General features: G+C 64.0%; 12 protein-coding genes. 3 read left to right on the forward strand and 9 right to left on the reverse strand.

Going from position 1 to position 12,081, the window contains the following annotated elements; translation table 11 throughout:
• Positions 1-8: 8 nt before the first annotated feature.
• Positions 9-1,217 carry a deoxyguanosinetriphosphate triphosphohydrolase gene (locus QA640_RS24760; RefSeq protein ID WP_283035553.1) on the reverse strand — a complete coding sequence of 403 codons (1,209 nt, stop codon included), beginning with the start codon at positions 1,215-1,217 and terminating at the stop codon, positions 9-11.
• A 109-nt stretch (positions 1,218-1,326) separates the two neighbouring features.
• On the opposite strand from QA640_RS24760, the gene erpA reads away from it, so the two are divergent.
• A complete protein-coding gene (gene erpA, locus QA640_RS24765) occupies positions 1,327-1,656 on the forward strand; it encodes an iron-sulfur cluster insertion protein ErpA (RefSeq protein WP_283035554.1) in 330 nt (109 codons plus the stop codon).
• A 352-nt stretch (positions 1,657-2,008) separates the two neighbouring features.
• Positions 2,009-2,383 (forward strand): hypothetical protein, encoded by a 375-nt coding sequence (locus QA640_RS24770; RefSeq protein ID WP_283035555.1) that lies wholly within the window; start codon positions 2,009-2,011, stop codon positions 2,381-2,383.
• 53 nt (positions 2,384-2,436) lie between these two features.
• Here QA640_RS24770 and QA640_RS24775 read toward each other — a convergent pair whose 3' ends face one another.
• Complete coding sequence (locus QA640_RS24775) at positions 2,437-2,775, reverse strand: hypothetical protein (RefSeq protein ID WP_283035556.1); 339 nt, start codon at positions 2,773-2,775, stop codon at positions 2,437-2,439.
• Between the two features lie 37 nt (positions 2,776-2,812).
• A complete protein-coding gene (locus tag QA640_RS24780; RefSeq protein WP_283035557.1) occupies positions 2,813-5,125 on the reverse strand; it encodes an ATP-binding protein in 2,313 nt (770 codons plus the stop codon).
• Between the two features lie 210 nt (positions 5,126-5,335).
• On the opposite strand from QA640_RS24780, the gene xth reads away from it, so the two are divergent.
• Entirely contained in the window at positions 5,336-6,133 is a 798-nt protein-coding gene (xth, locus tag QA640_RS24785) for an exodeoxyribonuclease III (RefSeq protein WP_283035558.1), read from the forward strand.
• 62 nt (positions 6,134-6,195) lie between these two features.
• Here the strand turns inward: xth and QA640_RS24790 are convergent, their stop codons facing one another.
• From QA640_RS24790 to QA640_RS24815, 6 genes are all read right to left on the reverse strand, one after another.
• A complete protein-coding gene (locus QA640_RS24790) occupies positions 6,196-7,023 on the reverse strand; it encodes a tetratricopeptide repeat protein (protein WP_283035559.1) in 828 nt (275 codons plus the stop codon).
• Complete coding sequence (gene ilvD / locus QA640_RS24795) at positions 7,010-8,734, reverse strand: dihydroxy-acid dehydratase (protein WP_283035560.1); 1,725 nt, start codon at positions 8,732-8,734, stop codon at positions 7,010-7,012. Before ilvD ends, QA640_RS24790 begins: the two co-directional genes overlap by 14 nt.
• 497 nt (positions 8,735-9,231) lie before the next feature.
• Positions 9,232-9,444 (reverse strand): hypothetical protein, encoded by a 213-nt coding sequence (locus tag QA640_RS24800; protein ID WP_283035561.1) that lies wholly within the window; start codon positions 9,442-9,444, stop codon positions 9,232-9,234.
• A gap of 147 nt (positions 9,445-9,591) precedes the next feature.
• Positions 9,592-9,768 (reverse strand): hypothetical protein, encoded by a 177-nt coding sequence (locus tag QA640_RS24805; protein WP_283035562.1) that lies wholly within the window; start codon positions 9,766-9,768, stop codon positions 9,592-9,594.
• A 191-nt stretch (positions 9,769-9,959) separates the two neighbouring features.
• Positions 9,960-10,151 (reverse strand): hypothetical protein, encoded by a 192-nt coding sequence (locus tag QA640_RS24810; protein WP_283035563.1) that lies wholly within the window; start codon positions 10,149-10,151, stop codon positions 9,960-9,962.
• Between the two features lie 90 nt (positions 10,152-10,241).
• A complete protein-coding gene (locus QA640_RS24815; protein WP_283035564.1) occupies positions 10,242-11,978 on the reverse strand; it encodes an adenylate/guanylate cyclase domain-containing protein in 1,737 nt (578 codons plus the stop codon).
• Positions 11,979-12,081: the final 103 nt, after the last annotated feature.

Here is a 12,081-nt window from a genome sequence, read left to right on the forward strand (position 1 = left end):
GCCGCCGCCTAACGCAAATCCGGGGTCGAGTCAAAGAGCCGCTGGTGCTCGGTGAGGGCGAAACGGTCGGTCATTCCGGCAATGAAATTGCCGATCCGGCGGGCCCTGGCGGCCTCGTCGTCAGCCTCCGCCCCCGCCAGCCATTCCGGCGGCAGCTCGCCGGGCGAGGCCTGGTACTTCGCGAACAGGTCGAACAGGATCTGTTCCGCCTCCCCCATCACCCGCATCACCCGCTTGTGGCGGTACATGTGCTGATAGAGGAAGGTCTTGATGGCGGCCTCCTCCCCCGCCATCGCCGGCGGGAAGGCGATCATCGCCCGGCTTTGCTGGCGCACGTCCTGGGCCGATTGCGGCTCGATCGCCGCAAGGTTCGCCCTCGCCTCGGCGAAGACCGCGCCGATCAGATGCGAGATCAGCTCGCGGACCAGCTCGGCTCCGCGCCGGTCTTGATCGAGGTTCGGGTAGTGCGCACCGATCTCGGCGATGATCTCGGCCATCAGTGGGATCGCGTTGAGATCATCGACCGCAAACAGTCCTGCACGCAGGCCGTCGTCGATGTCGTGGGCATCGTAGGCGATGTCGTCGGCGATCGCCGCGACCTGCGCCTCCAGCGAGGCAAAGCTCCAGAGCTCCAGGTCGTATGTCTTGACGTAATCGGCGATGCCGACCGGAATACCGTGCTCGCGATAGCGTCCGACCGGCGCGCCGCCGCGATCGGTCAGCGGGCCGTTGTGCTTGACGATGCCCTCGAGCGACTCCCAGGTCAGGTTGAGGCCGTCGAATTCGGGATAGCGGTGCTCGACCGCCGTGACGACGCGCAAGGTCTGGGCATTGTGGTCGAAGCCGCCATGGTTCTTCAGGCAGGCATCGAGCGCCCGCTCGCCGGCGTGGCCAAAGGGCGGATGGCCGAGATCATGCGCGAGCGCCAGCGTCTCGGTGAGGTCCTCGTCCAGCCCGAGCTGCCGGGCCAGCGCGCGGGCGATCTGCGCGACTTCCAGCGAATGGGTCAGGCGGGTACGGTAGTGGTCGCCTTCATGGAACACGAACACCTGGGTCTTGTACTTGAGGCGACGGAAGGCGGTGGAATGGATCACCCGGTCGCAATCGCGCCGGAACGGGCTGCGGGTGCGGCTCGGCGGCTCCGTGACCAGCCGGCCGCGGCTGCGATCGGGATCGCAGGCATAGGGCGCGCGGGGGGCAGCCATTCCGACGGACACGGCGAATTTAGTCCCTATCCATTTGATTCTGCGGACCCTTGCACTTAACTATGACGGACGCGGGATACCAAATGAATTGGATATGACGCGGGACTATCGGAGTGGAACGATGACGACTGCCGTGACCATCAGCGACCGGGCCGCGCGCCGGATCGGGGAGATCCTCAAGGGTGAAGGCACTGGCGCAATGCTGCGGATCTCGGTCGAGGGCGGCGGCTGCTCCGGCTTCCAGTACAAGTTCGACATCGAGCGTGACCGCACCGACGACGATCTCGTCATCGAGCGCGACAATGCGATCGTGCTGGTGGACTCGGCGTCGCAGCCGTTCCTGGCGGGCTCCGAGGTCGACTTCGTCGATGACCTGATCGGCGCGTCCTTCCGCGTCAACAATCCCAACGCCACCGCGTCCTGCGGCTGCGGCACGAGCTTCTCGATCTAGTCCAACTCAAAATTCGAAAAACAACCCCATGCAAAGGAGCCGGTGAGCCGGCACGATGCATTTCTGGTTTTGCGAAAACATTTGACGCGTCGGGCAAATCAGGGGTAAAAGTCGATTGTCGCGAGGTCCCCAAGGGCGGGGGCTCGGTCGGACACGCGCCCGGCGGCTCCGATAGGGCGGGTCCCGATACAGTGTTCACCCATGTTTGCGCTGTAGCAGCCAGGCTGTGATCGCCATGTCCTGCCGGGCGAGGACGAAACCCTTTGCCGGCCCGGCGAAGCCAACCGGAAACAAACGAGGCCTAATCTCCTCCGAGCTGCCCCGTCCAACCCGACTTGAGGGAGAGGATCTCATGAAAGCAGCCCTTTTGATATTCTCGCTCCTTGGCCAGCACGCGATGCCAATTTCAGACCGTGTGCCCGTCTTCAACGTCGAAGGCCTTTGCAGGGACGTTTCCGCTGATGACAAAGCGTCAGGGCTTGCCCTAGCGCAGGACGCCGGCGAATGCCTGCGTGACGAGACACTTGCGCAGCAACAGCTCAGTTCCGTTTGGCTGACTGTTCCGGGTCCCGCGCGCGAAAGCTGCGAAGGCGAGGCTGCGGCAGGAGGAATAGAAAGCTATGTCGATCTGCTCACTTGTCTGCAGATGGCAGGCTGGGCGAATCCGACTCCCCCACCGGCGCCCCCACTCAGGGGAGCAAGCAAGATTCGGAACGCCAAAAATTAGTTGCGCAAGTGCTATCGAGGGCTGGAAAATTGGCTGTCACTGCAAAATGACGGCTACGGAAGCCGGGTAAGCTCCACGCCATCGACCACCATCTTCCACGTCCCCGCCTCCTGGTAGGGTGGTTTCGACACCTCGAATGTCGACGAGATGAAGGGAATGCCGACGACAAAATTGTCGCCCTCGAACCTCCGCAGTGGGGCGTTGATCGAAGTCGTCGTGTTGCCCCTGACGCGCTTGTAGCGGATGGATCCGTCCTGCGTGAGCAGCAGGCTCATCGTCTGCGCTTTCCACTCACCGACATAGGCGGCCTTGTCGTTCGGCACCGCCTGCCCGCAAGCCGACAGCGTCAGCATGGCCGCAATAGCAATCACGAACCGAACTTTCTTGCCCATCTTGTTCCCTACCCATCGGACAGCCGGGGACAGATGCTCAAATGCCAGAATGCAGCATCCCCACTGCTGGCGGTTCCTGCTCCGGTTGTAGTGGTGCATCGCTTCCAGCCATGTGATCCAGCGCACGCAGCAATGCCGTGACCAGCGCCGGCTTGCGCAAGGGTTTCGCCAAAAAGTCCGACATCCCGGCCTCACGGCAGATCTTGACGTCCTCCGGAAAAGCATTGGCGGTCAGCGCGATGATCGGCAGGGCGGCGAAGCGACCGCCTGGTGCGCGGATCGCCCTCGTCGCGGCAAGGCCGTCCATCTCCAGCATGCGCACGTCCATCAGCACCACGTCATAGTCGCCGTCCGCGGCAGCCTCGACCGCTTCGACGCCGTCGGCCGCGACGCGCAGGTCGACGTCGAATTCGCCGAGCATCTTGCTCACGACCATGCGGTTGACGGCGTCATCCTCCGCCACCAGCACCTTCAGCGGCCGATCGAGCGCTACGATGCGGGACTTGAGATCATCGGCTTCGTTGCGATCAGCCTCTCGGTCGGACACCAGCGCATGGCTCCACGGCAGCACCAGAGCGAAGCGGAAGGTCGAGCCCTCGCCCGGCGCAGAACTGACGCCGATCGTGCCGCCCATTTGCTCGATGATGCGCCGGGAGATCGCCAGGCCCAGCCCCGTGCCGCCGAAGCGTCGGCTGATCGAAGCATCGGCCTGAGCGAAATCGGCGAAGAGCTGACCGACCTTCTCGGACGCAATGCCGATGCCGCTGTCGGTCACGGTCCACTCGACGGTCGCGAGCAGGTCGCGGCGCGCCTGGCAGGTGGCTGATATCGTCACATCGCCCGCATCGGTGAACTTCACGGCGTTTGAGGCGAGATTGAGCAGCACCTGCCTGATCCGTGCGACGTCGCCGCGCAGCGCCGGCGGCACGTTCTGATCGAGCGCGACCTTCACCGTGAGGCCCTTGGCCTTGGCACTGGCGCGCACGACGCTGGCAACCGCCTCGACCAGCGCCTGCGGCGAGAAATCGATCGCCTCGAACTCGAAACGGCCGGCTTCCAGCTTGGAAAGATCGAGGATGTCGTTGAGGATGCGCTGGAGATTGTCGCCGGACTCGCGGATCGTGGTCACGGCCTCGCGCTGCTCCGGATCGAGCGAGGTCTCGAGCAGCATGCTCGCAAGCCCGAGCACACCGTTCATGGGCGTGCGGATCTCGTGGCTCATCACGGCGAGGAAATTCGATTTCGCCCTGCTTTCGGCCTCGGCCTTTTCCGCGCGCCAGCGCTCGGTAACGTCGCGGCCAAAGCCGCGATAGCCGAGGAACTGGCCGTCGCGATCGTATGACGGCTTTGCCGTCAGCGACCACAGCCGCGCCTCGCCGCCAGCGACGACCTTGATGCTCATCTCGTGCATCGGCTCGCTCTGCTCCATCAGTCCGATGATGTTGTAGGCGGTGCTCATGTCCTCGGGACAGAGCATGTCGAGCACGTCGGCGAAATGCGCGCCTTGCAGCAGTGGTAGCGGCATCTGGGCAACCGCCGCGAAGCGCTCGGGCACGTGCACGAGGTGGCCCTCGGCATCGGTCTGCCATAGCCAGTCGCTGGCGTTCTCCTGAAACTCCTTCAGCAAAAGCGAGATAATCTCGGTCTGCCGCTCGAGCGCGCCCTGCGCCTTGAGATTGCCGAGGAACAGATTGCCTTGCGAGACAATGTTGCGCGCCATGAAGAACGCGAACAGCAGCAGGAATACCGCGGTCACAAGATATGGCCCGCTGCCGCACAACAACAGCGCACCGGCGCAGGCGAGCGTGATGGTGGCGAGATAGACGAGGCCCGCGCGCGGGAAGGTCGAGAGCGTGAAGGCGCCGCCCGCGATCGTCCCGACCATCAAGCAGGCCAGGATCAGCTGGCTGGTCGGCCCGACCTTGCTGAACAGCGCAAGCGGCAGCGTGCCCCAGACCGCCGCGAGGAAAAACGCCTGCCGCATCATCTGCCGCGTGGCACGCGGTGAGGCCTCCTGGGGCGGATTGACGTGGGAGCGCCGCCACGCGCGCAACGCCACTTCGGCAACGGCCGCGAGCGTCAGGCCCCAGACGACGAGGAAGCCGTTCCAGCCCCTGCCCCAGAACAGGATCAGCACGATGGCGACCGTGAGCATGTTCACGGCCATGGTCACCGGGATCAGTTGGGTGACCGCGTCGACTTGCTTGGCCCGGATGCGGCGCATCTCGCGCTCGCTGAGATCGGCCGTCAGGCCGTCCTCGATCTCGAAGCCGCCGAGCCAATAGAGGAACGCGCCGATCAGGCCATTGCGCGCCTCATTGGTATCTGGGGAATTGCCGTGCCATCCCATCCGTCAGAACCTTTTTCGGCATGAATGGCAGAGCTCCCGCTTAAGCCGGGTTAATTTCTCGGGAGGTTTCCTTGGAGATTTCCTTGGAAGATTTTCTTGGAAGATTTTCTTGGGAAATTCTCTTGGGAGATTTTGCGCTTCCCGGCCGGTCGTCCTTGACGGCTGCGTTTGCAGTTTGTTCTAACGGTGCCGCAGCCTGGAGTACCCCGCATGACGATCCGCATCGCCACCTGGAACGTGAATTCGGTCCGGCAGCGGATCGAGCATCTCATGACCTGGCTGAAGGAGTGCTCGCCCGACATCGTCTGCCTCCAGGAGATCAAATGCGTCGACGAGGCATTCCCGCGGCTGGAGATCGAGGCGCTCGGCTACAACGTCGTCACCCATGGGCAGAAGACGTTCAACGGCGTGGCGCTGCTGTCCAAACTCAAGTTCGACGAGACCAAGTCGGGGCTTGCCGGCGATGACGAGGACGCGCACGCCCGCTTTCTCGAAGGCGTGGTCACGCTGAAGCAGGGCGTCTTGCGGATCGCCTGCCTCTATCTGCCCAATGGCAATCCTGTCGGGACTGAGAAATATCCCTATAAACTCAAGTGGATGTCGCGGCTTCTTGAGTATTCGAAGGAGCGTCTCAAGGCCGAGGAGCCGTTGATCCTCGCCGGCGATTTCAACGTCATCCCCGCCGCCCGCGACGTCCACAATCCCGCGGCCTGGACCGAAGATGCCCTGTTCAAGGTCGAGACGCGCGAGAGTTTTCAATCCTTGCTCGGCCTGGGACTCACCGATGCGCTCCGGGCGGTGAGCGACGAGTCCGGGCTCTACACCTTCTGGGACTACCAGGCGGGCGCCTGGCAGAAGAACCAGGGCTTGCGGATCGACCATCTCCTGATGTCGCCGCAGGCGAGCGACAAGCTCGCCAATGTCGGCATCGACAGCTATGTGCGCGGCTGGGAGAAGCCGTCGGACCACGTGCCGGTGTGGGCGGATCTGGATCTGGAGGCAGCCTAGTCTAAGTCCCGGTGAGATGTTGGCCACGGCGCAAGCGCGCCTTTTCCCGCCCTGCGCAGCGATCAATCGCGGCGGCCCTGGACCCACTGCTCGAGCATTTGCAGGCACATCGCCCGGTCGTCGTCGGAGGCCTTGGCAAAGGCGCGGTTGTAGCTTTCCTTGATCCAGGTCTCGTCGGTACCGGCGCTGTCGCGGGCCAGCGTCAGCCACATCAGGCCGCGCGCGGCCTGCCGCGGCAGGCGATCGCCGTTGAACAGCATCTGCCCGAGCAGCGCCTGTGCCTCGTGCTGGCCTTTCTGTGCGGCGAGGCCCAGCCAGCGCGCGCCTTGCGTGAAGGTATCGCGCGAGGCGTCGGGCGACTTCAGATAGAGCCGGGCGAGATCGTACTGCGCATCGGCGTTGCCGAAATAGGCCGCCGCGTAGGAGAACAGCTCGCGCGCCCGCTCCGGATCCGGCTTCACCTTCGAGTTCGGGATGCCGTTGAGATAATAGCGGCCGAGCGCAACGAAGGCGTTCGCCACCATCGGCGCCTGCGGCAGCGATGGGCTGTCGGTCGCATGCGCGTTCACGAGCCGGCTGAAATAGTCGAAGGCGCGCAGATCGTCCTGGGCGACGCCGTCGCCATTGGCGTACATCCGCCCGAGCTTCCACTGCGCGATGGGGTGACCGCCCTCGGCGGCGTATTGCAGGGCGGTGAAGGAAGCGTCTGGATTGGTCGCAGCCGGCGGCACGGCCTTGCGCAGCGTTCCGGCCGCACCAGGCGCTGGCGAGACCACCGGGATGGTCGCATCCTGCGGATTGACCGGCGCGCCGTCGAAGGCGAGCGCCGGCGCGGCCAGCGCGGAGGCCCCCAACACAAACGCAACTATGGTACGCCTAGATGTCCGCATAGCACTGTTTCTCGTGCGCGCCGCCCGGATGGGTCACTGCCCCACCGATCGCTGGTCCTACCTGCTGAGCGTATTTCCAGAGCGCACCCGATGTATGGTTAGTCGCGCGGGAACGCCATTTGGTCTTGCGTTGAGCCAGCTCCTGGTCACTCAACTTTACGTCAAGAGTGCCGGCCACCGCGTCGATCTCGATGATATCGCCGTCCTCGAGCAGCCCGATCGGGCCGCCGACGGCCGCCTCGGGGCCGACATGGCCGATGCAGAAGCCGCGGGTGGCGCCGGAGAACCGGCCGTCGGTGATGAGCGCAATCTTGCCGCCCATGCCCTGCCCGGTCAGCGCCGCTGTGGTCTGGAGCATTTCCCGCATGCCGGGGCCACCCTTCGGCCCCTCGTAGCGGATCACGATGACTTCGCCTTCGCGGTAAGTGCGCTTCTGGACCGCCTCGAAAGCGTCCTCCTCACGGTCGAAGCATCGCGCCGGACCGGTAAACCTGAGGCTGGACATTCCCGCGACTTTCACGATCGCACCTTCTGGCGCCAAATTCCCCTTCAGACCCACCACACCGCCGGTGACGGTGATTGGCTTGTCCGCCGGGTGCACCACATCCTGGTGCGGATTCCATTTCACGCTCTTGAGATTTTCGGCGATCGTGCGGCCCGTGACGGTGAGGCAGTCACCGTGCAGGAAGCCGTTGTCGAGCAGCGTCTTCATCAGAAGCGGGATGCCGCCAACTTCAAACATGTCTTTGGCGACATAACGGCCGCCGGGCTTCAAATCCGCGACATATGGTGTCTTTTTGAAGATTTCGGCGACGTCGAATAAGTCAAACTTAATGCCGGCTTCGTGAGCGATCGCCGGCAGGTGCAGCGCAGCATTGGTCGAGCCGCCGGAGGCCGCGACAACGGCCGCTGCATTTTCCAGGGATTTGCGGGTGACGATGTCGCGCGGCCGGATATTCTCGGCGATCAGGTCCATAACCTTTTCGCCCGCCGTCGTGCAGAAGGCGTCGCGGATTTCGTACGGTGCCGGCGCACCGGCCGAGTACGGCAGCGCGAGCCCAATGGCTTCCGAGACGGTCGCCATGGTGTTGGCGGTGAACTGCGCGCCGCAGGCGCCCGCCGAGGGGCACGCCACGCGCTCGATCTCGTCGAGATCCTCGTCCGACATGGCGCCGACCGAATGCTTGCCGACGGCTTCGAACATGTCCTGCACGGTGACCTGCTGCCCGCGGAAATTGCCCGGGAGGATCGAACCGCCATAGATGAAGATCGAAGGCACGTTGAGGCGGACCATCGCCATCATCATGCCCGGCAGCGACTTGTCGCAGCCGGCAAGGCCGACGAGGGCGTCGTAGGCGTGGCCGCGCACGGTCAGTTCGACGGAGTCGGCGATGCATTCGCGCGACGGCAGCGAGGAGCGCATCCCGTCATGGCCCATCGCAATGCCGTCGGTCACGGTGATGGTGCAGAACTCGCGCGGCGTTCCGCCGGCCGACGCCACGCCCTTCTTCACCGCCTGCGCCTGACGCATCAGGGCGATGTTGCAGGGAGCGGCTTCGTTCCAGCAGGAGGCGACGCCGACGAAGGGCTGGTGGATCTGTTCGGTGGTCAGACCCATGGCGTAGAAGTACGAGCGATGGGGCGCGCGCGCGGGGCCTTCCGTCACGTGACGGCTCGGCAGCCTCTGCTTGATGTTCGTCTTGGCGTCCATCGCGAACCAGTTTCCTCAGTCAACCCTTGTCAGACCCGGAAAACGACACCCAAGATTTGAACGAACCCTGGGATTTTTTCCTTCGCTGGTGCGAGCGCCGCAGCCCTGAAAATATTTATGGAGATTTTATTCGTGGAGGGGTGTGGCCAAAAAGCGGCGCGGATGGGAACGAGCTGCGATGACGGCTTAATCCGAGATGAGTGTTGCGCAGACAACACAATCGTGTCTCGCGGGTCACGGCTTGGGCTACCTTGATACCGCCGCAGGACGTACACTCACAACCTCAGGCAATACGATGAACTGCGCGCATCCAGGTGCGCGCCACCACCGCGCATATACCTCTGGGCGAGTCGCAACCTCCTGATCGGATGATCAGAACAGGATGAGCCTTCTCGTTCTCGCGACGCGCTTGCTGAATGCCGCCGTGGAATCTGCAGCTCTTGGCCCCCGCTCCGATGAAGAAGAGGTCTCGCCGGATCAGGCGCGAGCAGCGCGCCTCACCGGGCTCCCTTCAGCGTGCAGGAGGTGGTGCATGTCACCGTCGTGCCGCGATCGCAGGACTTGCAGGCGGCGACGCACTGATTCATGTCCCTGGCATTGTAAGAGCTGTAGTTGCGCAGCGGGCAAACGGCAGTCGAACCGGTGACGTCCTGCTCCGGCTCGCAAGCCGCCGTCATGAGTGAAAGCAAGATGACCACAAGAGCCCGCATGGGATGACCTGCAAAGCGACAGTTCCTGGAGCCGTTGCATGGCAACAGTCTCCAGCATTCCCACCTGTGAGGAAATCGCGGCACACGATCCGCCCTCACATCCCAAGAGGATGCGCGCCAAGTGTTAAGAACGGCTTTCGTCCGGCGTCACGCCGCGGCTTTGGGCGAAATCGCCCGCCGCGCGTCGGCCGCAAGCTCGTAATAATGCTCCGCGAGCTTGAGGTAGAACTCCCGCTTTGCACTGTCGGTCGCGAGCTTGGCGATCAGCTCGCACTCGGCGGTGAGCGTCTCAAACCGTTCCAGCCTGTCCTGAAGTTCCGTCATCGGCGTGTCCCCATAAAACGCCTTCGAAGCGCCGCGAGCGTATGCCCGCGAAATAGGTCACGGCCAACATCGTTATCTGACTGAATCAATTTTTTGCCCGATGGCGGCGCCGCCAACGACGGGTTTTCGGCATCCCGGGAATCCTGATGCACCGCACGGCACGACAGGGTTGGCGACCGAAGGACGCGGCCTTACGCGCGGATCCCCTTCGTCGAGGGCTGGATCGTCAAACGGTAGGCGACGAAGGCGAGACCATTGAACTTCTCCACGAGCTCGTCACAGGCCGGACAGCGGTACTCCCCGGTCGTGGGCGGCTCCGTCGCCAGCTCAATCCGCCGAAAGCCCGCCTTGCAATGCGGACAGGTCACATCGCCCTTCTTCATGGATCACCCCGCAAAATCACGGGTCTATTCAAAGCGCAGCTTGAGGCGGAACTTGGACCGGCTCAACTCGCTCGGAGCAGCGCGTCTGGATCATTTATGCTCCATCCGCCAGGCGCCATCCCAATCCGCGGCAGGCGGATCGGCCTGGAGCCGGTCAACGCGGGTGAGCAGTGTGCGGGACGGACCATCGCCGGGAGCGCTCTCCAGCGCCGCGTTGAAGGCGTTCCGCGCCTCGTTCCAGCGGCCAGCGCGATACGCCGCAAGCCCTTCGGCATAGTGCGCCCGCAGGCTGATCTGCTCCTGTGGGAGTACGCCGGCCTTGCCCATCACCTCGTACACGGGCTGCGGCAGGCTCTGGCCGGCGACCGCAAGGCGGTCAATCTCGCGCAGTTCGAGGCTCGCGCCGAGCGCAGCCGCAGTCGCCTCCGAGATCAGGATGCGGGTGCCGTAGAATTTGTTCGCTGCCTCCAGCCGCGAGGCGAGGTTCACCGCATCACCCATCACGGTGAAGCTCATCATGAGTTCCGAGCCGATGCTGCCGGTCAGAACCTCACCGGTGGCGATCCCGATCCGCAGGTCGCAAGGAGCGGGCATGGCGCGGATGCCGAGGAGATCGGGGAGCTGGCTCTGGAGCGCCGGCACCTGTTCGACCATGTCCAGCGCGGCATGGCAGGCGAGCTGCGCCTGCTCGGCCTCCTCGATGAAAGGCGGCCCCCAATAGGACATGATGGCGTCGCCGATATATTTGTCGATGACGCCGCGGTTGGCCCGAATGGGCTCCGACATGACCGTGAAATAGTGGTTCATGACCTTGACGAGACCGCGCGGGGTCATGCCCTCGCTCATCGAGGTGAAGCCGCTCATGTCGCAGAACATGATGGTCATCACGCGCCGCTGGCCGTCGACGGCGACCTCCGGCCGGTCGATCAGACCCTGCACCACCTTCGGATCGATGTAACGGCCAAAGGTCTCGCGGATGCGCTCGTTGCGGCGCAGCTGCTCGATCATGCGGTTGAAGGCGGCGGCAAGCTCGCCGATCTCGTCCTGCGTCGAGACGCTGATCGTATGATCGAAGCGGCCCGCCTCGACCTCGCGCGTGCCTGCGAGCAACAGCCGCACCGGGCGCGTTATGCCGCTCGAGACCAGGAGCGCAAAGGCAAGCCCGACGACCGCCGCCAGCGCAGTCACGACGCCCGAGATCACGATCGCCTGCCGCTGGTGACGAATCACCTGCGCCGTGCTCGCGAACACCTGCGCCAGCATGTCGGCGCGGATCGTGTCAATCCGCTGGTTGAAGACGTCGCGCAGCGCATCGACCTGGGTCAGCGTGTCGCGCGCCGCGACGAAATCCTTGGCATCAAGCTGCTTGAGCAGCCTTGCGTCCGCCTCCGAGAGCTCCCGACGCAGTTCCGTGACCGCGCTGTCGATCCTGGCGTCGATCCGGCCTAGCGCCGCGTTGTCGGACGGCGTGCTCTCGTCCGCGATGATCGCATTGATCAATTGTCGCGCGGCTCCGGCTTCCCGCACGATCAGCGGGTCGGTGTCCCTGTAGTCTCGCAGGCGGGCTGCATAGCCCTCCTCGTCCGGCGGCGTCTGCATCTTGGCGATCACCATGCGCCGCAGCGCGAGCGCCCGCTCCAGCGAGTGGACATTGGCGCGCGCCAGACTGCCATAGGCAGGGATATACCGGTTGGTCAGCTCATCGAGGAGATTGCCGACCCGGCTCGACATCACCATCGACAGGATCGAGGTGATCACCATCAGCACGATCAGGCCCAGGGCGATGCCGACGATCTTGCGCCTGATCGATTGGTTGAAAACAGGCATGGCGAGCTTGCGCAATTTGGACTGAGGAACTCTTTTGACCTCAATACACTGGAACCGTTACCTGAAACACGCGCAATCTGGCCTGAAAGGCTGCTTCGCAGGG

The sequence above is a fragment of the Bradyrhizobium sp. CB82 genome, assembly GCF_029714405.1.
Classification (GTDB): Bacteria; Pseudomonadota; Alphaproteobacteria; order Rhizobiales; family Xanthobacteraceae; genus Bradyrhizobium.

What these genes read in the sequence shown, in the direction of transcription:
- xth (WP_283035558.1), top strand. Translation starts at nt 5,336, where the DNA reads ATGACGATCCGCATCGCCACCTGGAACGTGAATTCGGTCCGGCAGCGG.
- ilvD (WP_283035560.1), bottom strand. Translation starts at nt 8,734, where the DNA reads ATGGACGCCAAGACGAACATCAAGCAGAGGCTGCCGAGCCGTCACGTG.
- QA640_RS24805 (WP_283035562.1), bottom strand. Translation starts at nt 9,768, where the DNA reads ATGACGGAACTTCAGGACAGGCTGGAACGGTTTGAGACGCTCACCGCC.
- QA640_RS24800 (WP_283035561.1), bottom strand. Translation starts at nt 9,444, where the DNA reads ATGCGGGCTCTTGTGGTCATCTTGCTTTCACTCATGACGGCGGCTTGC.
- QA640_RS24775 (WP_283035556.1), bottom strand. Translation starts at nt 2,775, where the DNA reads ATGGGCAAGAAAGTTCGGTTCGTGATTGCTATTGCGGCCATGCTGACG.
- erpA (WP_283035554.1), top strand. Translation starts at nt 1,327, where the DNA reads ATGACGACTGCCGTGACCATCAGCGACCGGGCCGCGCGCCGGATCGGG.
- QA640_RS24815 (WP_283035564.1), bottom strand. Translation starts at nt 11,978, where the DNA reads ATGCCTGTTTTCAACCAATCGATCAGGCGCAAGATCGTCGGCATCGCC.
- QA640_RS24790 (WP_283035559.1), bottom strand. Translation starts at nt 7,023, where the DNA reads ATGCGGACATCTAGGCGTACCATAGTTGCGTTTGTGTTGGGGGCCTCC.
- QA640_RS24810 (WP_283035563.1), bottom strand. Translation starts at nt 10,151, where the DNA reads ATGAAGAAGGGCGATGTGACCTGTCCGCATTGCAAGGCGGGCTTTCGG.
- QA640_RS24780 (WP_283035557.1), bottom strand. Translation starts at nt 5,125, where the DNA reads ATGGGATGGCACGGCAATTCCCCAGATACCAATGAGGCGCGCAATGGC.
- QA640_RS24770 (WP_283035555.1), top strand. Translation starts at nt 2,009, where the DNA reads ATGAAAGCAGCCCTTTTGATATTCTCGCTCCTTGGCCAGCACGCGATG.